Genomic DNA, 19867 nt, shown 5'->3' on the forward strand with positions numbered 1-19867 from the left:
ATCCTCGGGTCTTCGCAACGGAGGCCCCATCGATGAGCGACTACCGCACCTTTATCCGGGAGGACCGCGACGGCGTAGCCGTGGTGAGCTTCCGTCACCCGCCGATCAACCTGATCGACCGCGCCATGGTCATCGACCTGCTGCACCTGGCCGATGAGCTCGAGCGCAATGCCGATATCCGCGTGGTGTTGTTCCGCAGCAGCAACCCGGACTTCTTCCTTGCCCATTACGACCTCGGCAGCCAGCTCGACGCGCCGCCGATGAAGCTGCCCGTCGGCATGGCCAGCCCGCTCAGTGCGCTGTTCAGCCGCTTCAGCCGGCTGCCGCAGGTGACCATTGGCGAGTTGCGCGGCCGCGCGCGTGGCGCCGGCAGCGAATTCCTCCTGGCGCTGGATATGCGCTTCGCTTCCCGGGAGCGCGCTCTGCTCGGCCAGCCGGAGGTCGCGGTTGGTTTGTTGCCTGGCGCGGGCGGTACGGTGCGCCTGGCACAGATGCTCGGGCGGGGCAGGGCGCTGGAGGTCTGCCTGGGTGGCGAGGACTTCGATGCGGACACGGCAGAGCGCTACGGCTGGATCAACCGGGCACTGGCGGACGCGGAACTGGAAGGATTCTGCGAGGCCCTGGCGCGACGGATCGCGGCCTTCCCGGCGGCGGGCATCGCCCATGTGAAGGCGGTGGTGGATCAGGTGACGGCGGCGGATCAGGCGGCGCTGGCGGAGGAATCGCAGCGCTTCGTCGGTGACATGTCTGCACCCGGAACGGTGGAGCGGGTGCGCTGGATGATGGACAACGGTGGCCAGCGGGACGGGGAGCTCGAACGCGACCTGGGGGCTGCGCTCGGGCGCTACCCGGGCTGAATCGCTGGCGAGGACGGCGTCACGCGGTCTTCGCCAGGATCGGCTCGTTCGCCACGGCGACCAGTATCGGCCGGGCCAATTGATGCTTGACCGCCGGACGCGGCTGGCGGCTGACCGAGGGGCGACGGTCGGGGATGACCACGGCCGAGCCCGGCGAGCGCAGGGTCAGCACGGCAATGACGCTGAGCAGCACGACGGCGGCGAGCACGATGCTGGCCAGGGCGACGTAAAGCAGCAGCTCCACCAGGGAGCCAACGAGCAGCAGGAAATCGAGAATGACTTGCATGGTGGTGTCCTCTTGACGATCCGTTGGGGGCGTCTCGCGAGTAGCTCGTTCGCCCCTGCGGCCCGACTGCGGGGCCGGCGAATCTCCTGCCAGCGAGTTGATGGGGCAAAGATGCCGCGCACGGACTATCAAGAGAACTGAATGCGTCGACTGGTGACTATCGACGTTATCGATAACGGCTGGAAGCCGCAGTTTAGAGAGGCACCCTGGCTAATTTCGGGCGCCTGCGACCTTGGTCTCGTAGACGCTCAGAACTTCTCGCCCGGCTGCAGGAAGCGCCACTGGCCGGCGGGCAGCTTGCCCATGGCCACGCCGCCCAGGCGCAGGCGGCGGATCGACAGGGCATGCAGGCCTACGGCGCGGCACATGGCGCCGATCTGGCCGGGGCGGAACTGCTTGCCGGCGAAGCGCAGGCGGTTCTCGCTCTGCCAACTGACCTTCAGCGGCGGCAGCTCGCGGCCGTCGATGACCAGGCCACGGCACAGGCGCTTCAGGCCATTGTCGGCAATCTGCCCGCTGACCTCGACCACGTACTCGTGCTCGATGTTGTCCGCCTCGTCCACCAGCCGGCGCTGCACGCCGCGGCTCTGGGTGTAGACGAGCAGGCCGCTGGCGTCGGTCTCCAGCACCGTGGTGTTGAACTGGTGGCCGAAGTGCTTGCGCAGCAGGCGCTGCTGCAGGTTGTCCTCGGCCCAGCGCTTGTCCGGCGTCAGCAGTTGCTGGGCGGAGTTGGCGCCGTTGCCGCTGCCCAGGCCGACCGGCTTGTGCACCAGGATGGTCACCGGCGGAATCGGGTCGGCGGAGGCACCCGGCAGCAGTTCGATGCGCTGGGCGTCGACCTTGAATTGCGGTTCTTCCACGCGCTGGCCGTCCACCGTGACCCAGCCGCCCTCGATGTACAGCTCGGCTTCGCGGCGCGAACAGGGCAGCAGCTCGGCGAGGCGCTTGGACAGGCGGATGGCTTCGGACATTTCGGGTAACCAGGCAGGGGAAAGCGATCATTGTAACCGCAAGCCGGTGGAATGATCCGCGCGGCTTCCGGTCACAACTCCAGAGCAAGCAATGAGGAAGCGCGATGCGGATCACCCTGATCGACGGCCTGGGCTGGGACCTGGACGAACACGGCAGCGGCGGCCTGATCAACAAGCGTGGCGAGAAGGTGCACCTGCGCCAGGGCGACATGGACGGCGCGTGCGGGCCGTACTGCCTGGTGATGGCGATGCTGGCGCGCAACCAGCTCGGCCGGCGCGCGGCCAAGGGCCTGGCGCCGGTGGATTCGCGCACCCGCTACGGGCGGCTGATGGAGGCGTTGAACGCGCACGAGACCCTGGTGCGCGTTGGCACCACCGGCGCGGATCTGCTGGAGCTGCTCAAGGTCATCAGCGACAAGGAATACCGCGTCGAACGCGGCAACGGTACGCGGATGGTCGAGCTGACCCGGCGGCACCTCGACGAGAATATCCCGGTGGTGCTGGGCTTCCACGGCCGCAAGGACAGCGATATCCGCCACTGGTGCCTGGCGGTGGGGATGAGCGACGACGCCTTTTTCCTTCTCGACCCGGCGCACGACCTGCAGCGCGGGCTGGCCTGGAACGCGGTGCTCACCACCCAGGCCAATGGTTCGCGCTTCGGTTATCGCTACCTCAACGCGAAAGGTACCTGGGCGGTGACGCTCAAGGAAATGGTGGCGCTGCTCTAGGCCTTTGCTGGTGTGGCAGGGCTCAGCGAGTGAAGCGGAACAGGTTGTAGCCACCCAGTTGCTCGGGTACCAGCAGCACGAAACCGTCGTGCGAGTTGCGCACCACGCCGACCACGTCGGTCTCGCGCGCCGCCGCCTGCTCCAGGCCGCTGTAACCCACCTGCGGGTCGTCGTTCACCGAAGCGCCGCCGACGAATACCAGCTGCTTGTCGTCCAGGCGTTGCAGATAGCCGCTGATGCGCTGCGAACCGCTGGTCTTCTCCAGGTACAGGCCCTTGGGCGTTTGCCGCACCGAGCACTTGAAGTTCGGGTAGCCGTACAGCGCTTCCGTTTCGATCTGCACCGAGCGGCATTTCCAGTTCCCGGTCAGGGCCGCGTCGGCCAGTGGTTCGGGATCTTCCAGCACGATGCGGTACAGATTCAGCGCTTCGTTGCGGGTGGTCTCGTCTTCGCTCTGCTGGAGCTGGTCGAGCAGGCGCTTGACCTCGCCATCGAGGGTCGTCAGGCGCTGCTGGTCGGCAGCGTTGACCACGGCGGGCCAGACGATCGCGGTGTCGTCGGCGAAGGCCAACGGGGAGAGCAGCAGGCCGGCGGCGAGCAGGGCAGCGGTGAGGGAGCAGCGTTTCGACATCTTGTGCATTCCATTGCAGGAGGAAATCCCGCGGCGCGCGCCGCGGGCGAGAGGTTTCAGGGGGCGTCCTGAACTGGTGGCTCGATGGGCGGAGCGACGGGCGCCTCGCGCTCGTGGACCCAGGACATGAACAGCTCGTAGCCCAGCGCCAGTACCACCGGGCCGACGAACAGGCCGATGATGCCATTGCTGAGCATGCCGCCCAGGGCGCCGATCAGGATCACCGGCATCGGCACCTTGCCGCCGCGGCCGAACATCAGCGGCTTGAGGACGTTGTCGGAGAGGCCGCCGGCCATGGTCCAGATCGTGAACAGGATGGCGACCAGCAGCGAATCGTTGGTCATGAACACATAGATGATCGCCGGGATGGTGATCAGCACCACCGGCAACTGGGTGATGCCCAGCAACAGGACGCCCAGGGCCAGCAGGCCGGCGCCGGGGATGCCCATGACGACGAAGCCCAGGCCGAGGATCATGGTCTGGATGAAGGCCACGCCGACCACGCCCTGGGCTACCGCTCGGATGGTGCCGGTGCATAACTCGGCCAGCCCCGGCCCGCGGTCCGGGCCGGAGATACGGATGGCGATATCGCAGGAGGTTCGGCTGCCCAGTTCGCCGTAGGCCATGATCACCCCGGCAATGACGAACGCGGCGAGGAACTGCATCAGGCCCATGCCCGCACCCGCCGCCTGACCCGCCAGGGTTTTGGCGACGCCCTGCAGGTGCGGGGCCATCTGGTGCACCACACCCATGAAGTCGGTGGCCACGCGTGTCCAGAAGGGATAGACGTACTGGCCGATCACCGGCCAGGTCTGCACCGAGTCGGGCGGCAGAGGTATCTGCAGGGTTCGGTTCTGGATCGCGTGCACCAGGTCGCGCACCGAATCGGCCATCGACATGCCGATCACCACCACCGGCACCAGCAGGATCACCAGGCCGAGGATCACGATCAGCGTTGCCGCGCTGTTGGGCCGTCCGCCTAGCCAGCCGCTGAGCAACTGATGCAGCGGGTAGAGGGTGATGGCGAGGATCACCGACCAGAGCATGAGGTCGAGGAAGGGATGGAAGATGCGGAAGCAGAACAGCGCCAGCAACAGGATCAGGCCGGCGCGGATCAGCACATCGAGCAGGTTGCGCGACAGCAGCTTTTCCGGGGAGGGCAGCATGGGGTGCTCCTTGCAGCGGGCGCGACGTGGCCCAGTCCTTAACTATCGGCGGACTCTGCCCGAGTGCAAGGTGTTCAGGCAATAAAGGAAGTTCGGTATTGCGGGGAGGATCGTGAAAAGCGCGGAGGTGGAGCGGGGGAGGCGGGCAGCCTGCCGAGGTTCGGCAGGCTTGCCAGCGGGTATTACTTCTTGCCGAGGCTGATGTGGCGGCTCGGTGCGCCGTAGTTCTGACCGGTCACGCCCTTGGCGATCTGCTGGATCTCACCGCCGGAGTTCAGGAAGGCGGCGATCTGGGCTTCCAGGGCTTCGCTGGTCGCGGTAGCGGCGGGAGCCTTGGGGGCGGCTTTCTGGCGGGTGGAGGGCTTGGTAGTCATATCTGCCATACCTGTCTGCGCAAATTGGCCGCCCATTGTACATCAAACGAGCAGCTTTCGGGGCGGTCATGGAACGAACGGTCCCATTCGGCTGCGTGAATCGTCCTTCGCGCGCGGTGTGGCGGCAGTGCTACCCTCTGCGCACTCCGGCCTTTCAGAGCCTGCCATGTCCCTGCTGTCGTCCCGCCAGCGCAATGCCTTGCGCCTGGCTCGCTCGTTCCTCGCACCTTACCGCTGGCGTGCCCTTGGCGCGTTGCTGGCGCTGCTGTTCACCGCCGCTATCACCCTGTCCCTGGGGCAGGGCATCCGCCTGCTGGTGGACCAGGGCTTCATCACCCAGTCCGAACAGCTGCTCACCCGCGCCATCGGTATCTTCTTCGCCCTGGTGCTGTGCCTGGCAGTGGGCACCTTCGTGCGCTTCTACCTGGTGTCGTGGATTGGCGAGCGGTTCGTCGCGGACATCCGCCAGCGCGTGTTCGACCACCTGATCGAGTTGCATCCCGGCTTCTACGAGAACAACCGCGCCTCGGAAATCCAGTCGCGGCTGACCGCCGACACCACGCTGCTGCAGTCGGTGATCGGCTCCTCGCTGTCGATGGCGCTGCGCAATGTGCTGATGCTGCTGGGCGGGGTGATCCTGATGTTCTTCACCAACGCCAAGCTGACCAGCATCGTGGTTGCATCGCTGCCGCTGGTGATCGCGCCGATCCTGCTGTTCGGCCGCCGCGTGCGCAGCCTGTCGCGGCTCAGCCAGGATCGCGTGGCGGACGTCGGCAGCTACGTCGGCGAGTCCCTCGGTCAGATCAAGACGGTGCAGGCCTACAACCACCAGGCGCAGGACCGCGCACGCTTCGGGCGCACGGTGGAAGACGCCTTCGACACCGCGCGCAAGCGCATCATGCAGCGCTCCTGGCTGGTCAGCGTGGTGATCCTGCTGGTACTTGGCGCAGTGGGGGTGATGCTCTGGGTCGGCGGCATGGACGTGATCGCCGGGCGCATCAGCCCCGGCGACCTCGCTGCCTTCGTGTTCTACAGCCTGATCGTCGGCATGGCCTTCGGCACGCTGAGCGAGGTGATTGGAGAGTTGCAGCGCGCTGCCGGTGCGGCCGAGCGCATCGCCGAGCTATTGCGGGCGCGCAGTGAAATCCACGCACCGGCCAGCGACCTGCTGCGTTTGCCCGAGCGCATTGTCGGCAGCATCGATCTGCAGGGCGTGCATTTCGCCTATCCGTCGCGCCCGGAGCAATGGGCCATCGATGGCATCGACCTGCGTGTGGAACCGGGCGAAACCCTGGCGCTGGTGGGGCCGTCGGGCGCGGGCAAGTCCACCCTGTTCGATCTGCTGCTGCGCTTCTACGACCCGCAGCAGGGGCGCATCCTGATCGACGGGCAGCCGATCGCACGGCTTGATCCGGCGGACCTGCGCCGAAGCTTCGCGCTGGTTTCGCAGAACCCGGCGCTGTTCTTCGGCACGGTGGAGGAGAACATCCGCTACGGCCGCCCCGGCGCCAGCGATGCCGAAGTGGAGGCTGCCGCCCGTGCAGCCCACGCCCACGAATTTATCCTGCGTCTGCCCGAGGGTTATCAGACTCATCTGGGGGAGAGCGGCCAGGGGCTTTCCGGCGGGCAGCGCCAGCGCCTGGCGATTGCCCGTGCGTTGCTGGTGGACGCGCCTATCCTGTTGCTGGACGAAGCCACCAGCGCGCTGGACGCCGAGAGCGAACACCTGATCCAGCAGGCGTTGCCGGGGCTGATGCGTGACCGCACCACGCTGGTGATCGCCCACCGCCTGGCCACGGTGCTCAATGCCGACCGCATCGCGGTGATCGAGCACGGTCGCCTGGTGGCGCTGGGGCGGCACACCGAACTGGTGGTCAGCAGCCCCCTGTATGCGCGCCTTGCCGAACTCCAGTTCGGCCAGAAGGAACACAGCCTTTAGGAGCGAGCTTGCTCGCGAACTGCTTAACTGCGGAGCTGCTGCACAGCCTGGTTCGCGAGCAAGGGCTGGGCGCCCCCCTCGGTCCTACATAAAGCCGGCGTTCGGCGGCTTGAGGCGCATCCTTGCGCCAATGCGCGTAGAATGCTCGCCCCGTTCACGAGGTAAGCGTCATGGCAGTCATAGGTCGGTTCAATTCGTTGCAGGTGGCCAAGCACACCGATTTCGGTCTCTACCTGGATGGCGAGAGCCACGGCGAAATCCTGCTGCCCAAGCGCTACGTGCCGAAGAACGAACCCACCGAGGTGGGCGACTGGCTGAACGTGTTCATCTACCTGGACAGCGAAGACCGTCTGATCGCCACCACCCAGAAGCCCAAGGTGCAGGTCGGCGGTTTTGCCAGCCTCAAGGTGGTGGAGGTCAATCGCATCGGCCTGTTCCTCGACTGGGGGCTGCCCAAGGACCTGCTCCTGCCGCACTCGGAAGAGAAACGTCCGCTGCAGGTTGGCGATTACTGCGTGGTCTACGTCTACCTCGACGAGCGCAGCCGCCGCATCACCGCCACCGCGCGCCTGGACCGCTACCTGGACAACACCCCGGCGAACTACAAGGCCGGCCAGGAAGTCGACCTGCTGGTCGTCGAGCGCACCGACCTGGGCTACAAGGCGATCATCGAAGGCAAGCACTGGGGGCTGATCCACAAGAACGAAGCGTTCAAGTTCCTGCGTGGCGGCCTGCGTGAGAAGGGCTACATCAAGGAAATGCGCGCCGACGGCAAGATCAGCCTGAGCCTGCAGCCGGCCGGCGCGGGGCTCTCGGATGCCCTGAGCGAGAAGATCCTCCAGGCTCTGCGCGATGCCGGCGGCAAGCTGGCGATCAGCGACAAGAGCCCGCCAGAGCTGATCGCGCAGCAGTTCGGCGTCAGCAAGGGCAACTTCAAGAAGGCCATCGGCGGCCTGTTCAAGCAGGGCCTGATCGTCATCCACGACGATCGCATCGAGCTGGCCTGACGGCTCAGCCGCGCCCGCGGACGATGGACTCGGCCACCGCGCAACGCGGCTCGGCCGGGGCCAGCGAGCCCATGCGCTGCAGGTCGACCGGCGTGCCCGGCTCGGCCTTCAGCTGGCGACGCAGGTCGTCGAACACCCGGTCATGCTCCTTGCGAAAGCGCAGTACCGGCCCGCTGCAGACCCGCAGGCCGTGCCGTCGCAAAATGCGCGTGGCGCTGCCGGCGAAGTTGAAGGCGAGGTCGCCGGGGAGTTCGAAGCCGTCATTGAAGGGCTGGCCGTCGATTTCGCCATCCAGCTCGAACTTCACTGTCGCATCACGGCTGGCGGCATTTTCCACGACGTAGCTCATGCGAATTCGGTACTGCTGCCGATCGAGGCCGGCGGTGGAGTGGATGGTGACCTGAGCGGGAACGGTCATTTTTTCTCCTGGTAACGCCAGCCCGCGACCGAAGCCGCGGGCGTTCGATATTGGGCTCAGAGGCTCAGCTGTCCGGAATAGAGACCGTAGCCGGCGCCCAGCGTTGCGGCCAGCAGGACGGCAAAGATCAGCCCTTCCGCCTTGCTGAACGCGCGTTCGCCGCGCTCGCGCTTGGCCATGATGAACAGCACCACGCCCGGGGTGTAGAGCAGCGCCGAGAGCAGCAGGTGATCCATGCCGCCGGCATACACCAGCCACAGGCTGTAGATGAGGGCGATGGCGCCGATTACCAGGTCCTTGCGGCGCTCGCGCAGCAGGCCTTCATAGTCTTCTCCGCGCAGGCACAGCAGCACGGCGTAGCCGGCGGAGAACAGGTAAGGCAGCAGCGCCATGGATGCGGCCAGGTACACCAGACTGGTGTAGGTGCTGGCGGCGAACAGGGTGACGATCAGGAATACCTGCACCGTGGCGTTGCTCAGCCACAGCGCGTTGACCGGCACGTCCGCTTTGCTCTCCCGGGCGAGGAACCTGGGCATGGTGTGGTCCTGGGCAGCGGCGAACATGATTTCCGCGCTCAGCAGAATCCACGCCAGTAGCGCGCCGAACAGCGAGACGACCAGCCCGGCGATGATCAGCACGGCGCCCCAGTGACCGACCACGTGCTCCAGCACGTAGGCCATGGACGGGTTGGGCAAGCCGGCCAGTTGCGCCTGGTTCATCATGCCCATGGACAGCACGTTCACCAGCACCAGCAGCGCCATTACCGAGACGAAGCCGATCACCGTGGCGGTGCCGACATCCGAGCGCTTCTTCGCGTGGCCTGAGTACAGGTTGGCGCCCTCGATGCCGATGAACACCCAGACGGTGATCAGCATCATGTTGCGTACCTGGCTCATCACGCTGTCGAAATCGACATGACCGTGGCCCCAGAAATCGGCAGTGAACAGGTCCATGTCGAACGCCACCAGGCCGATCAGGATGAACAGGACGATGGGTACGACCTTGGCGACCGTGGTGATCTGATTGATGAAGGCCGCTTGCTTGATCCCGCGCAGGATCAGGAAGTGCAGGCTCCACAGCAGCAGGGATGAGCAGACGAAGGCAATGGCGGTATTGCCCTCGCCGAACACCGGAAAGAAGTAGCCCAGCGCGCTGAAGATCAGCACGAAGTAGCTGACATTGCCGAGCATGGAACTGAGCCAGTAGCCCCATGCCGAATTGAAGCCGATGTAGTCGCCAAAGCCCGCCTTGGCGTAGGCGTAGACGCCGGCATCGAGTTCCGGCTTGCGGTTGGACAGGCTCTGGAAGACGAAGGCGAGCATCAGCATGCCGATACCGCTGATGGCCCAGCCGATGAGAACAGCGCCGGGGCTGGCGCTTTTCGCGACATTCTGCGGCAGCGAGAAGATGCCGCCACCGATCATGGAGCCGACCACCAGGGCGGTGAGTGCAGCCAGGCCGAGTTTCTGGTTGGGCGATGTGGTCATTTCCCAGCCTCCTGAATGTGAATGGATTCGCATATTTTCGAATCCGCTCGGAGGCACTCGGCTGATGTATATCAATAGCAAGCTAACGGTTTCTGAACCGACCCTGAACGAGTTCTGTTGCGGTTCAACAGCGCGCAGGGCGAAGGCCGCGGGTCACCAGAGCCGCGGAGAAGAGACTGGCGCTTGCCGCTACATCATGTGGCGGAAGCGATTCCAGGCCTGCTCGACGGAGAGCCACCAGGCCGGCATGGCGCTGCCGAAGCCGGCGATCTCCAGGCGCGGGTGGTGGCGCACCACCATGTCCAGCACCGGTTCCTGCTCGGGCTTCACGTCGACGAAGAACACGTGGCGGCCTTGCTGCAGGTTGCCCTGGAAGCGGCGCACGTCGCCACTGGGGCGTTGCAGGCCGAAGAAGCTGCTTTCCCACAGGCTGAAGCCCAGCAGCACCGCGGCGAGGAAGACCACGGGGATCCAGCCGGCCGCCGTCTGCGTCCAGCCACTCAGGTAGCCGACAACCAGTACCAGCACGGCCAGTGCGGCACCGATCACCAGGCCGATCTTGCCCCAGTGCACCACGTCTTTCTTCATCACCGACGGCACTTCATGCAGGCGGTGCTCTTCCAGTTCCGCGTCGCTGTCGCTGAGCACATGCATCTGCTCGATGCCGATGCCGCTTTCGGAAAGCTCCTGCTCGACCTGTTCCAGGTCGTCCAGGTTGTCGCTGATGTAGTAATGCCTGTTCATGACGAACCTCGCGCCCCTCGGAAATAAAAGATCCCCCCAGGGTTTCGTCCGTGATCTGCCGCGTTTCCCGGCAAATCTCCGGCGTTCGAAGAATGTCGTCGTGCACCAGTCTAACACCGGGCTGGCGTGGCTCGCGGGGCGCTGCCGGGCGGTCGCGGGCTTGCCAGGCGGCGTGGGAGGGCAGAGGATGCCGGTCTCACTCCCTGGCGACGAGGCCAAGATGATCCGCGAGATTCTCAGGATGGGCGACGAGCGCCTGCTGCGCATCGCCCCGCCAGTGCCCGAGTCGATGATCGGTAGCGCCGAGTTGCAGCAACTGATCGACGACATGTTCGAGACCATGCATCACGTTGGTGGCGTTGGCCTGGCCGCGCCGCAGATCGGCGTGGACCTGCAGTTGGTGATCTTCGGTTTCGAGCGCAGCGAGCGCTATCCGGATGCACCGGCGGTACCACCGACCATCCTGCTCAACCCACTGATCACGCCTATCGGCGACGAGCTGGAGGAGGGCTGGGAAGGCTGCCTCTCGGTCCCCGGCCTGCGTGGTGCGGTGGACCGTTACCGGGCTATCCGCTACCAGGGCGTCGATCCCCAGGGCCAGCCCATCGACCGTACGGTGGAGGGCTTCCATGCGCGGGTGGTGCAGCACGAGTGCGACCACCTGATCGGCCGGCTGTATCCGTCGCGTATCACCGATTTCAGCAAATTCGGCTTCACCGAGGTGCTGTTCCCCGGGCTCGATCCGAACGCGGATGACTGACGGCAGCTTGAGCTGTTCTCCGTAGGAGTGAACTTGCTCCTACAGCAGGTGATGGTTCTGCGCGCGATTGCAGGAGCGGGCTTTTCCAGAGCCGAGGGCGGTGCCGCCCTCAACTTTCCTCGTCGAGTTGGTAACGGGTCGGCACCAGGCTCTCCTTGATCTTGCGCAGGTGCGGCTGGAAATCCACGCCGCGGCGCAGGGTCACGCCGGTGGCGAGCACGTCGAGCACGGTGAGCTGGATGATCCTTGAGGTCATCGGCATATAGATGTCGGTGTCCTCGGGCAGCGGGATGTCCAGGCTCAAGGTGCTGGCGCGGGCCAGCGGCGAGTCCGCGGCGGTCAGGCCGAGTACCGAGGCGCCGTTCTGTCGCGCCAGGTGGGCCACGTCCACCAGCTCGCGGGTGCGCCCGGTGTAGGAAATCACCACGAACAGGTCGCCGGTGTGTGCTACCGAGGCGATCATCCGCTGCATCAGCACATCGCTCTGCGCTGACACCGCCAGGTTGAAGCGAAAGAATTTGTGCTGCGCGTCGAGGGCCACCGAGCTGGACGCGCCAAGGCCGAAGAAGTGGATCTGCCGGGCCTGGATCAACAGGTCCACGGCGCGGTCGATCACCTTCGGGTCGAGCAGCTTGTGGGCACTGTCCAGCGAGGCGATGGTGCTGCTGAATATCTTGCGCGTGTAGGCCTCGGGGCCGTCGTCGGCCGCCACGGCCTGGGTCACGAAGGCTGCGCCGCTGGCGAGGCTTTGTGCCAGTTGGATCTTCAGCTCCGGGTAGCCACTCATGCCGAAGGAGCGGCAGAAGCGATTCACCGTCGGCTCGCTGACACTCGATGCCTGGGCCAGCGCGGCGATGCTGAAGCGCGTGGCCTGCTGCGGGTCGTGCAGGATCACCTGGGCGACCTTGCGCTCGGCCTTGTTCAGCTCTTCCAGACGGCTCTGGATCTGCTCCAGCAGGTTTTTCATCCGTGCTCCTTGGGCAATCGACGGTTGACCGGGTAGGTGCGGCCAGCGGCGCTATCCTAACGTCAGGCTGGCAAGCGACCAACAACGGCGCGAGACGGCAGAATTATGTTGTTTAATTACTACATATTTGTCTTAATGCCGGCGTAGAAGGCTAACTATCGTTCAAAATTTGGTTGGTAACAACAAATGCCTGAAGTCCGCGTTCTGCCCTGCACCCTTGCGCTGTTCGGCGCCCTGGGTGATCTCGCCCTGCGCAAACTGCTGCCGGCGCTCTACCAGCTCGACCGCGAAGACCTGCTGCACCGCGATACCCGCATTCTCGCCCTGGCCCGCGATGACGGCGCCACGGAAGAGCCATTGGCAACCATTGAACGCCGTCTGCGCCAGTATGTCCCGGCGAAAGAGTGGGATGAACAGGTCTGGGCCCGCTTCCAGGCGCGCCTGCATCACCTGAGCATGGACTTCCTCGATGCCGGCTCCTACCAGGCGCTGGCCGAGCTGGTGGGCGACGAGAAGACCCTGGTTGCCTACTTCGCCACCGCCGCCTCGGTGTTCGGCGGCATCTGCGAGAACCTTGCCGCTGCCGGCCTTGCCGAACGCACCCGGGTGGTGCTGGAGAAGCCCATCGGCCACGACCTGGAATCGTCCCGTGCGGTGAATGACGCCGTGGCACGTTTCTTCCCGGAAAACCGCATCTACCGGATCGATCACTACCTGGGCAAGGAGACGGTGCAGAACCTCATCGCGCTGCGCTTCGCCAACAGCCTGTTCGAGACTCAGTGGAACCAGAACCACATCTCCCACGTGGAGATCACCGTGGCCGAGAAGGTCGGTATCGAGGGCCGCTGGGGCTACTTCGACAAGGCCGGCCAGCTGCGCGACATGGTGCAGAACCACCTGCTGCAACTGCTCTGCCTGATCGCCATGGACCCGCCGGCCAACCTCACCGCCGACAGCATCCGCGACGAGAAGGTGAAGGTGTTGCGCGCGCTGGAGCCCATCGCTCCCGAGCAACTGGCGACCCGCGTGGTGCGCGGCCAGTACACGGCCGGCTACATCGACGGCAAGCCCGTGCCGGGCTACCTCGCCGAGGAAAATGCCAACCCCAACAGCGACGCCGAGACCTTCGTCGCCCTGCGCGTGGATATCCGCAACTGGCGCTGGTCCGGCGTGCCGTTCTACCTGCGCACCGGCAAGCGCATGCCGCAGAAGCACTCGCAGATCGTCATCCACTTCAAGGAACCGCCGCACTACATTTTCGCCCCGGAGCAGCGTTCGCTGATCAGCAACCGGCTGATCATCCGCCTGCAACCGGACGAGGGCATTTCCCTGCAGGTGATGACCAAGGACCAGGGCCTGGGCAAGGGCATGCAACTGCGCACCGGCCCGCTGCAACTGAATTTCTCCGAAACCTTCCAGACCGCCCGTACGCCGGATGCCTATGAGCGATTGTTGCTGGAAGTCACCCAGGGCAATCAGAACCTGTTTGTCCGCAAGGACGAGATCGAGGCCGCCTGGACATGGTGCGATGGCCTGATCGACGGCTGGGGCCGACTGGGCGAGGAGCCCAAGCCTTACCCGGCTGGAAGCTGGGGACCGCAGGCCTCGGTTGCCCTGATCGCTCGCGACGGGAGGGACTGGTATGGCGATCTTTGAACCGACACTGAAAGAAGGCATGGCCTGGAAGACCTGGAACAACGCCGCCGAGCAGGCCCGCGGCCTCGCCGAAGTGGTAGCCGACGCGCTGCGCGAGGCGCTGATCGAGCGCGGCCGCGCATTGCTGGTGGTGTCCGGCGGGCGCAGTCCGGTGGCTTTCCTCGAAGCCCTGAGCGGCGCGGTACTGGACTGGTCGAAAGTGGCCGTCAGCATCGCCGACGAGCGCTGGGTGCCCGAGTCGCACCCTGACAGCAATGCTGGCCTGCTGCGCCGCCATCTGCTCAAGGGCGCGGCAGGCAAGGCGCAGTTCATCGGCCTGTATCAGCCGGCGAGCAGCCTTGAGGAGGCGGCCGACAAGACCGATCGTTTCCTCCATGAGCTGACGCTGCCGATCGATGTGCTGGTGCTGGGCATGGGCGACGACGGCCACACGGCTTCGCTGTTCCCAGGCAGCACCAACCTGGTCGAGGCGCTTGACCCTGCCGGCACACGGCGATGCCTGCCGATGTGGGCGCCGACCGTGCCGCATCAGCGCCTGACGCTCACCCGAGCCGTGTTGCAGGGCGCGCGGGTGCAGATCCTGGCCATCCAGGGCGAATCCAAGCTGGCCACGCTGAGTCAGGCGCTCAGCGATAACGACGACCAGCGCATGCCGGTCAATGCATTCCTGCGTTCACCTCTTTCGATCCACTGGTGCCCCTGAAGCACGGAGTTACCGCTATGCCTGAACAACACATCCAGCAGATCGATGCCCTGGCGCAGCGTGCGCGCATCCTGCCGGTGATCACCATCGACCGCGAGGCAGACATCCTGCCCATGGCGGATGCTCTGGCAGCCGGCGGCATCACCGTTCTGGAAGTGACCTTGCGGACGGCGCTGGGTCTCACCGCGATCCGCCAGTTGAGCGAGCAACGCCCGGAGCTGATCGTTGGCGCCGGCACCGTGCTCGACCCGGAAACTTTCGCCCAGGCGGAAGAGGCGGGGGCGAAGTTCATCGTCACGCCCGGCTGCACCGAGGAGTTGCTGCAGTACGCGGTGACTCGCCCGGTGCCGTTGCTGCCGGGGGTGGCCACCGCTTCGGAAATCATGGCGGCATACCGTCATGGCCTGCGTCGTTTCAAGCTGTTCCCGGCGAAGGTCGCCGGCGGCGTGGAGGCGCTCAAGGCTTTCGGCGGGCCGTTCCCGGACATCCGTTTCTGCCCCACTGGCGGCGTCGGCCCGGACAACCTGAATGACTATTACCGCCTGGCCAACGTGATGTGCGTGGGCGGCAGCTGGATGCTGCCCAAGGCCGCCGTCGACAGCGGCGACTGGGCTACGGTCGAACGCCTGAGTCGCGAGGCGCTGGCGTTACTGGACACACACTGAGCTGTCCTGAATTTGGACGTGCCCGGCCTTGTGCCGGGCTTTTTTATGGGTGCTTCTGCGGTTGAACAGGTTTGCCGTGCGGGTTCGCGAGCAAGCTCGCTCCTACAGAAAAACGAGCCCGGTGCAGGACTGCTCCCTGCAGGAGCGAGCTTGCTCGCGAACAAAACCCGACGCGGGGCTGTTCGCGAAAGGGTCGCGCGTGACCCTCGGGCTTCAATCCACCCCGACGAACCCGCCCGTCTGGTGCCGCCACAGCCGCGCGTAGAGCCCGCCATGGGCAAGCAACTCGGCATGGCTGCCGCTCTCGACCACGCGGCCGTGCTCCAGCACTACCAGCCGGTCCATGCGCGCGATGGTGGAAAGCCGGTGGGCGATGGCGATTACCGTCTTGCCCTGCATGAGGGTTTCCAGGCTTTCCTGGATCGCCGCTTCCACCTCGGAGTCCAGCGCCGAGGTGGCCTCGTCGAGGATCAGGATCGGCGCGTCCTTGAGTAGCACGCGGGTGATCGCGATGCGCTGGCGTTGGCCGCCGGAGAGCTTCACGCCGCGCTCGCCGACGTGGGCGTCAAGGCCGAAGCGACCCTCGGCGTCGCTCAGTTGCGGAATGAACTCCAAGGCGCGCGCTTTCTGGATGGCGTCCTGCAAATCCGCCTCGCTGGCGTCCGGGCGACCATAGAGCAGGTTGTCGCGGATCGAACGGTGCAGCAGCGAAGTGTCCTGGGTGACCATGCCGATCTGCGCGCGCAGGCTTTCCTGGGTCACGTGGGCGATGTCCTGGCCATCGATCAGGATGCGCCCGCTCTCGAGGTCGTACAGGCGCAGCAGCAGGTTCACCAGGGTGGATTTGCCGGCGCCGGACGGCCCGACCAGGCCGATCTTCTCGCCGGGGCGTACGGTCAGGTCCAGCCCACTGATCAGGCCGCCGCCCTTGCCGTAGCTGAAATCCACCTGGTCGAAGCGCACTTCGCCATGGCTCACCACCAACGGCTTGGCGCCGGGCTGGTCGTTCACCTGGCGGGGCAGGGCGATGGTCTGCATGCCGTCCTGCACCTGGCCGACGTTCTCGAAGATGCCGCCGACCACCCACATGATCCAGCCGGACATGTTGTTGATGCGGATGACCAGGCCGGTGGCCAGGGCGATGGCGCCGACCGAGATCAGCGACTGGGTCCACAGCCACAGGGCAAGGCCGGTGGTACCGGCGATCAGCAGGCCGTTGAAGACGGTGATGGTGACGTCCATGGAGGTCACCACGCGTCCGGCCTGCTGGGCCTTGCGGGTCTGGTCGTCGATGGCTTCGCGGGCGTAGTCCTCTTCCTGGCGCGTGTGGGCGAACAGCTTGAGGGTGGTGATGTTGGTGTAGCCGTCGACGATCCGGCCCATCAATTTGGAGCGCGAGTCCGAGGCGACCACCGACCGATGCTTCACCTGGGGAATGAAGTAGCCCAGCGCGCCGACGTAGCCGACGACCCACAGCAGCAGCGGGATCATCAGGCGCCAATCGGCCTCGGCAAACAGCACCAGGGCGCTGACGGTGTAGATCACCACGTGCCAGATGGCATCCACCACCTGCACGGCGGAATCGCGCAGGGAGTTGCCGGTCTGCATGATGCGCTGGGCGATGCGCCCGGCGAAGTCGTTCTGGAAGAAGCCCAGGCTCTGCTTGAGCACGTAGCGATGGTTCTGCCAGCGGATCAGGTTGGTCATGCTGGGGTTGATGCTCTGGTGCACCAGCATGTCGTGCAGGCCGTTGAACACCGGGCGCAGGATGAGCGCGACGACGGCCATCCAGATCAGCTCGCGGCCGTGCAGGGTGAAGAAGTCCGCGGGCGCGGTGCCTTGCGCGAGGTCGACGATGCGCCCCAGGTAGCTGAACAGCGCGACTTCGATCAGGGCGACGATCAGGCCGACGAAGAGCAGGGCGAGGAAGACCGGCCAGACCTGGCGCAGGTAATAGACGTAGAAGCGGATGACATCGGACGGCGGCATGCGCTCGGGGACGTCGCGGAAGGGATCGATCAGACGCTCGAAACGACGGTAAAGCATGATAGGTCTCGGGTTGTCGGTGGGGCCGTCCTGGCCCCGCCTTGAATGGCCTCCGTCAGCCGTGATTGCGCAGAATCACAGACGCTTGGCGGAGAGGATGACCACCGAGGTGGTCGGTACGTCCTGGAACATGCCGCGGTTGCCGGTCTTCACTCCGGCGATCTGGTCGACCACGCCCATGCCGCGTACGACCTTGCCAAATACGGCATAGCCGAAGTCACGGGCGCCGTGGTTGAGGAAGTCGTTGCCGGTCAGGTTGATGAAGAACTGGCTGGTGGCGGAGTTCACGTCGCTGGTGCGTGCCATGGCCAGGGTGCCGCGCTCGTTGAGCAGGCCGTTGTCGGCCTCGTTCTTGATCGGCGCCTGGGTGTCCTTCTCTTTCATGGCCTCGGTGAAACCGCCGCCCTGGATCATGAAGTTGGGGATGACGCGGTGGAAGATGGTTCCGTTGTAGAAACCGCTGTCGACGTAGGACAGGTAGTTCTTCACAGAAATCGGCGCTTTATCGGCGTACAGCTCGATTTCTATTTCGCCAGAGGTGGTAGACAGCAGCACATGCGGGTTCTTGCTGTCGGCGGCGAACACCGAGCCGGCCAGGACCAGGGAGCAGGCAGCGAGCAGGAAGCGTTTGAACAGGGTCATTTGGTGGATGTTTCCTGAGGTTCTAGGGATGGTCGACCTGCTCGATGAAGTCGAGCAGGGTGGTGTTGAAGCGTTCGGGCTGGTCCAGCGGCGTCGCGTGGCGCGAATCCTCGATTACCACCAGGCGTGCGTTGGGCATCTGCCCGACATAGGCCTGCTTGAGAGAAACCGGGGTGTAGTCGCGGTCGGCGCTGATCACCAGGGTTGGACAGGTTATGCGCGCCAGGCGTTCCTGCACACCCCAGCCGATGATGGCATGCAGGCTGGACAGATAGGCGCGCTTGTCGTTCTGCGGCCAGCGCTGCTGGATCTTGCGGCGCAGATCGCCCTGTTCTGGCTTGGGGAAGAGCATCTTGCCCAGTGCCTTGCCCACGGTATCCAGGCCCAGCACATGGGCGAGGAACAGCCGACGCGCCACTTCGAGGTACTCGCGAGGGCTGCGTGGCTTTACCTCCGGCGCGCTGTTGACGATGGTCAGGCTGTTCAGCCGCTCCGGCCAGCGGGTGGCCAGTTCAAAGCCGATCATGCCGCCCATGCTGATGCCCACCAGGTGCACGCGGCCCAGGCTCAAGTGGTCGAGCAGGGCAATCACGTCCTCGGCGAAGGCGCCGATGCTGTAGCGCTGGCGCGGCTTGTCCGACTGGCCATGGCCGCGTACATCGAGGGCGATTACCCGGTGGTGCTTTTCCAGTTCCGGCACCTGGAACTCCCAGTCGCGGGTGCTGGAGCCGAGCCCGTGCACCAGCAGGACCGGCGTTCCAAAACCGCTTTCCTCATAGTGCAGACGGTGGCCGGCGTGGTCGAAGAACGGCATGACGGGCTCCTTTTCCGTGCGGCCTGTGTATTCAGGCCGGGCTTTCGGGGGCGGCGAAATGGGCGTCGAGTGGCACGTTGGCGAAGGTGGTCAGCAGTTCCACGAGGATCTGCGTGGCCGGGCCCAGGGGCTTTTCCTTGTTCGGGTAAAGATAGAAGCGGCTCTCGCGCACGCCGCCCTGTTTCATCGGCAGTGGCTTGACCTGGCCGTCGCGCAGCTCGCGCTCGATCATGTGCCGCGGCAGCCAGGCGAAGCCCAGGCCGTTGCTGACAAAGGTGGCGGCGGTGGCCAGGCTGCCCACCGTCCAGCGTTGCTCGGCGCCGAGCCAGCCGACGTCGCGCGGCTGCAGGCGACCGGAATCGCGGATCACCACCTGCATCTGGGTTTCCAGGTCCTGGTGGGTGACTTCGCGTTGCAGGCGGTGTAGCGGGTGATCGGGATGGGCGACGGCGACGAAGTCGACGATGGAAAGGTCGGCGCCCAGGTGGCCGGGGATGTTCAGGCCGCTGATGGCGAGGTCGGCGTGACCTTGCACCAGCGCTTCCTCCACGCCGGACAACACTTCCTCGCGCAACAGCACGCGGCAGCCGCGGCTCTGCGGCATAAAGGCGGAGAGGGCGCGCACCAGGCGCACGGTGGGGTAGGCGGCGTCGACCACCAGGCGTACTTCCGGCTCCCAGCCCTGCTCCATGTGATGGGCGAGCTCTTCCAGCTGGCCTGCTGATTTCACCAACTGCCGCGAGCGACGCAGCAGCACTTCACCCGCCTCGGTGAGCACGGCCTTGCGCCCGTCGATGCGCAACAGCGGTACGCCGAGCTGCTCCTGCATGCGCGCCACGGTATAGCTGATCGACGACTGCGAACGATGCAGGGCTTCCGCCGCCTGGGCGAAGCCGCCGTGATCGACCACGGCCTGCAGGGTTCTCCACTGATCCAGGGTAACGCGGGGCGCTTTCATCCTCGCTTCCTCTTGTCTAATCTGGCGGTCCGCAGAAGACCAACAAGA

21 protein-coding genes are annotated in these 19867 nt (G+C 65.4%); 8 read left to right on the forward strand and 13 right to left on the reverse strand.

Going from position 1 to position 19867, the window contains the following annotated elements; translation table 11 throughout:
- Positions 1 to 32 precede the first annotated feature (32 nt).
- A complete protein-coding gene (locus A6723_RS22265; RefSeq protein WP_054907309.1) occupies positions 33 to 857 on the forward strand; it encodes an enoyl-CoA hydratase/isomerase family protein in 825 nt (274 codons plus the stop codon).
- A 19-nt stretch (positions 858 to 876) separates the two neighbouring features.
- Here A6723_RS22265 and A6723_RS22270 read toward each other — a convergent pair whose 3' ends face one another.
- Both A6723_RS22270 and A6723_RS22275 read right to left on the reverse strand, forming a co-directional pair.
- Positions 877 to 1143: a hypothetical protein gene (locus A6723_RS22270; RefSeq protein WP_024765952.1), complete on the reverse strand. Its 267-nt coding sequence runs from the start codon at positions 1141 to 1143 to the stop codon at positions 877 to 879.
- 248 nt (positions 1144 to 1391) lie between these two features.
- Positions 1392 to 2114: an RNA pseudouridine synthase gene (locus tag A6723_RS22275; RefSeq protein WP_054907310.1), complete on the reverse strand. Its 723-nt coding sequence runs from the start codon at positions 2112 to 2114 to the stop codon at positions 1392 to 1394.
- A 104-nt stretch (positions 2115 to 2218) separates the two neighbouring features.
- On the opposite strand from A6723_RS22275, the gene A6723_RS22280 reads away from it, so the two are divergent.
- The gene (locus A6723_RS22280; protein ID WP_024765954.1) at positions 2219 to 2842 is read left to right on the forward strand and encodes a hypothetical protein; all 624 of its coding nucleotides are present in this window, start codon (positions 2219 to 2221) and stop codon (positions 2840 to 2842) included.
- A 22-nt stretch (positions 2843 to 2864) separates the two neighbouring features.
- Here the strand turns inward: A6723_RS22280 and A6723_RS22285 are convergent, their stop codons facing one another.
- From A6723_RS22285 to A6723_RS22295, 3 genes are all read right to left on the reverse strand, one after another.
- Complete coding sequence (locus tag A6723_RS22285) at positions 2865 to 3473, reverse strand: DUF4893 domain-containing protein (RefSeq protein ID WP_054907311.1); 609 nt, start codon at positions 3471 to 3473, stop codon at positions 2865 to 2867.
- Between the two features lie 56 nt (positions 3474 to 3529).
- Positions 3530 to 4639, reverse strand: a complete 1110-nt coding sequence (locus A6723_RS22290) for an AI-2E family transporter (protein ID WP_054907312.1) — start codon at positions 4637 to 4639, stop codon at positions 3530 to 3532.
- 182 nt (positions 4640 to 4821) lie between these two features.
- A complete protein-coding gene (locus A6723_RS22295; RefSeq protein ID WP_024765957.1) occupies positions 4822 to 5022 on the reverse strand; it encodes a hypothetical protein in 201 nt (66 codons plus the stop codon).
- Positions 5023 to 5179: 157 nt separating this feature from the next.
- Here A6723_RS22295 and A6723_RS22300 point away from each other — a divergent pair, with 157 nt between their 5' ends.
- Both A6723_RS22300 and A6723_RS22305 read left to right on the forward strand, forming a co-directional pair.
- Complete coding sequence (locus A6723_RS22300) at positions 5180 to 6952, forward strand: ABC transporter transmembrane domain-containing protein (protein ID WP_054907313.1); 1773 nt, start codon at positions 5180 to 5182, stop codon at positions 6950 to 6952.
- Between the two features lie 170 nt (positions 6953 to 7122).
- The gene (locus A6723_RS22305) at positions 7123 to 7959 is read left to right on the forward strand and encodes a S1 RNA-binding domain-containing protein (protein ID WP_024765959.1); all 837 of its coding nucleotides are present in this window, start codon (positions 7123 to 7125) and stop codon (positions 7957 to 7959) included.
- Positions 7960 to 7963: 4 nt separating this feature from the next.
- On the opposite strand, the gene A6723_RS22310 is transcribed toward A6723_RS22305, so the two are convergent.
- The 3 genes from A6723_RS22310 to A6723_RS22320 all read right to left on the reverse strand — a co-directional run bounded on the left by A6723_RS22310 (position 7964) and on the right by A6723_RS22320 (position 10608).
- Positions 7964 to 8377, reverse strand: a complete 414-nt coding sequence (locus tag A6723_RS22310) for a DUF5064 family protein (RefSeq protein ID WP_054907314.1) — start codon at positions 8375 to 8377, stop codon at positions 7964 to 7966.
- Between the two features lie 56 nt (positions 8378 to 8433).
- Positions 8434 to 9864, reverse strand: coding sequence for an arginine-ornithine antiporter (gene arcD / locus A6723_RS22315; protein WP_054907315.1), 1431 nt, complete (start codon positions 9862 to 9864; stop codon positions 8434 to 8436).
- Positions 9865 to 10053: 189 nt separating this feature from the next.
- Positions 10054 to 10608, reverse strand: coding sequence for a hypothetical protein (locus A6723_RS22320; RefSeq protein WP_054907316.1), 555 nt, complete (start codon positions 10606 to 10608; stop codon positions 10054 to 10056).
- A 220-nt stretch (positions 10609 to 10828) separates the two neighbouring features.
- Here A6723_RS22320 and def point away from each other — a divergent pair, with 220 nt between their 5' ends.
- Positions 10829 to 11368 (forward strand): peptide deformylase, encoded by a 540-nt coding sequence (def, locus tag A6723_RS22325; RefSeq protein WP_054907339.1) that lies wholly within the window; start codon positions 10829 to 10831, stop codon positions 11366 to 11368.
- A gap of 109 nt (positions 11369 to 11477) precedes the next feature.
- On the opposite strand, the gene A6723_RS22330 is transcribed toward def, so the two are convergent.
- Positions 11478 to 12335, reverse strand: a complete 858-nt coding sequence (locus tag A6723_RS22330) for a MurR/RpiR family transcriptional regulator (RefSeq protein ID WP_024765963.1) — start codon at positions 12333 to 12335, stop codon at positions 11478 to 11480.
- Between the two features lie 186 nt (positions 12336 to 12521).
- Between A6723_RS22330 and zwf the strand changes: the two genes are divergently transcribed.
- Genes zwf through A6723_RS22345 form a run of 3 tightly spaced genes read left to right on the forward strand, consistent with a single transcriptional unit; the run spans position 12522 to position 15359 of the window.
- Positions 12522 to 13991, forward strand: coding sequence for a glucose-6-phosphate dehydrogenase (zwf, locus tag A6723_RS22335; RefSeq protein ID WP_054907317.1), 1470 nt, complete (start codon positions 12522 to 12524; stop codon positions 13989 to 13991).
- A complete protein-coding gene (gene pgl, locus A6723_RS22340; protein ID WP_054907318.1) occupies positions 13978 to 14694 on the forward strand; it encodes a 6-phosphogluconolactonase in 717 nt (238 codons plus the stop codon). The genes zwf and pgl overlap by 14 nt, the downstream gene beginning before the upstream one ends.
- A 17-nt stretch (positions 14695 to 14711) precedes the next feature.
- On the forward strand, positions 14712 to 15359 hold the full coding sequence (locus A6723_RS22345; protein WP_054907319.1) for a bifunctional 4-hydroxy-2-oxoglutarate aldolase/2-dehydro-3-deoxy-phosphogluconate aldolase: 648 nt from the start codon (positions 14712 to 14714) through the stop codon (positions 15357 to 15359).
- Between the two features lie 213 nt (positions 15360 to 15572).
- Here A6723_RS22345 and A6723_RS22350 read toward each other — a convergent pair whose 3' ends face one another.
- From A6723_RS22350 to A6723_RS22365, 4 genes are all read right to left on the reverse strand, one after another.
- Positions 15573 to 17405: an ABC transporter ATP-binding protein gene (locus A6723_RS22350; protein WP_054907320.1), complete on the reverse strand. Its 1833-nt coding sequence runs from the start codon at positions 17403 to 17405 to the stop codon at positions 15573 to 15575.
- A 75-nt stretch (positions 17406 to 17480) separates the two neighbouring features.
- Entirely contained in the window at positions 17481 to 18041 is a 561-nt protein-coding gene (locus tag A6723_RS22355) for a peptidylprolyl isomerase (RefSeq protein WP_054907340.1), read from the reverse strand.
- Positions 18042 to 18069: 28 nt separating this feature from the next.
- The gene (locus tag A6723_RS22360; RefSeq protein WP_054907321.1) at positions 18070 to 18861 is read right to left on the reverse strand and encodes an alpha/beta fold hydrolase; all 792 of its coding nucleotides are present in this window, start codon (positions 18859 to 18861) and stop codon (positions 18070 to 18072) included.
- Positions 18862 to 18892: 31 nt separating this feature from the next.
- Positions 18893 to 19819: a LysR family transcriptional regulator gene (locus A6723_RS22365; protein ID WP_054907322.1), complete on the reverse strand. Its 927-nt coding sequence runs from the start codon at positions 19817 to 19819 to the stop codon at positions 18893 to 18895.
- Positions 19820 to 19867: the final 48 nt, after the last annotated feature.

The sequence above is a fragment of the Pseudomonas sp. AU11447 genome (assembly GCF_001672555.2).
GTDB classification, from domain to species: Bacteria; Pseudomonadota; Gammaproteobacteria; order Pseudomonadales; family Pseudomonadaceae; genus Pseudomonas; species Pseudomonas nitroreducens.

Coding starts and splice junctions, on each gene's coding strand:
- A6723_RS22265 (WP_054907309.1), top strand. CDS start 33: ATGAGCGACTACCGCACCTTTATCCGGGAGGACCGCGACGGCGTAGCC.
- A6723_RS22270 (WP_024765952.1), bottom strand. CDS start 1,143: ATGCAAGTCATTCTCGATTTCCTGCTGCTCGTTGGCTCCCTGGTGGAG.
- A6723_RS22275 (WP_054907310.1), bottom strand. CDS start 2,114: ATGTCCGAAGCCATCCGCCTGTCCAAGCGCCTCGCCGAGCTGCTGCCC.
- A6723_RS22280 (WP_024765954.1), top strand. CDS start 2,219: ATGCGGATCACCCTGATCGACGGCCTGGGCTGGGACCTGGACGAACAC.
- A6723_RS22285 (WP_054907311.1), bottom strand. CDS start 3,473: ATGTCGAAACGCTGCTCCCTCACCGCTGCCCTGCTCGCCGCCGGCCTG.
- A6723_RS22290 (WP_054907312.1), bottom strand. CDS start 4,639: ATGCTGCCCTCCCCGGAAAAGCTGCTGTCGCGCAACCTGCTCGATGTG.
- A6723_RS22295 (WP_024765957.1), bottom strand. CDS start 5,022: ATGGCAGATATGACTACCAAGCCCTCCACCCGCCAGAAAGCCGCCCCC.
- A6723_RS22300 (WP_054907313.1), top strand. CDS start 5,180: ATGTCCCTGCTGTCGTCCCGCCAGCGCAATGCCTTGCGCCTGGCTCGC.
- A6723_RS22305 (WP_024765959.1), top strand. CDS start 7,123: ATGGCAGTCATAGGTCGGTTCAATTCGTTGCAGGTGGCCAAGCACACC.
- A6723_RS22310 (WP_054907314.1), bottom strand. CDS start 8,377: ATGACCGTTCCCGCTCAGGTCACCATCCACTCCACCGCCGGCCTCGAT.
- arcD (WP_054907315.1), bottom strand. CDS start 9,864: ATGACCACATCGCCCAACCAGAAACTCGGCCTGGCTGCACTCACCGCC.
- A6723_RS22320 (WP_054907316.1), bottom strand. CDS start 10,608: ATGAACAGGCATTACTACATCAGCGACAACCTGGACGACCTGGAACAG.
- def (WP_054907339.1), top strand. CDS start 10,829: ATGATCCGCGAGATTCTCAGGATGGGCGACGAGCGCCTGCTGCGCATC.
- A6723_RS22330 (WP_024765963.1), bottom strand. CDS start 12,335: ATGAAAAACCTGCTGGAGCAGATCCAGAGCCGTCTGGAAGAGCTGAAC.
- zwf (WP_054907317.1), top strand. CDS start 12,522: ATGCCTGAAGTCCGCGTTCTGCCCTGCACCCTTGCGCTGTTCGGCGCC.
- pgl (WP_054907318.1), top strand. CDS start 13,978: ATGGCGATCTTTGAACCGACACTGAAAGAAGGCATGGCCTGGAAGACC.
- A6723_RS22345 (WP_054907319.1), top strand. CDS start 14,712: ATGCCTGAACAACACATCCAGCAGATCGATGCCCTGGCGCAGCGTGCG.
- A6723_RS22350 (WP_054907320.1), bottom strand. CDS start 17,405: ATGCTTTACCGTCGTTTCGAGCGTCTGATCGATCCCTTCCGCGACGTC.
- A6723_RS22360 (WP_054907321.1), bottom strand. CDS start 18,861: ATGCCGTTCTTCGACCACGCCGGCCACCGTCTGCACTATGAGGAAAGC.
- A6723_RS22365 (WP_054907322.1), bottom strand. CDS start 19,819: ATGAAAGCGCCCCGCGTTACCCTGGATCAGTGGAGAACCCTGCAGGCC.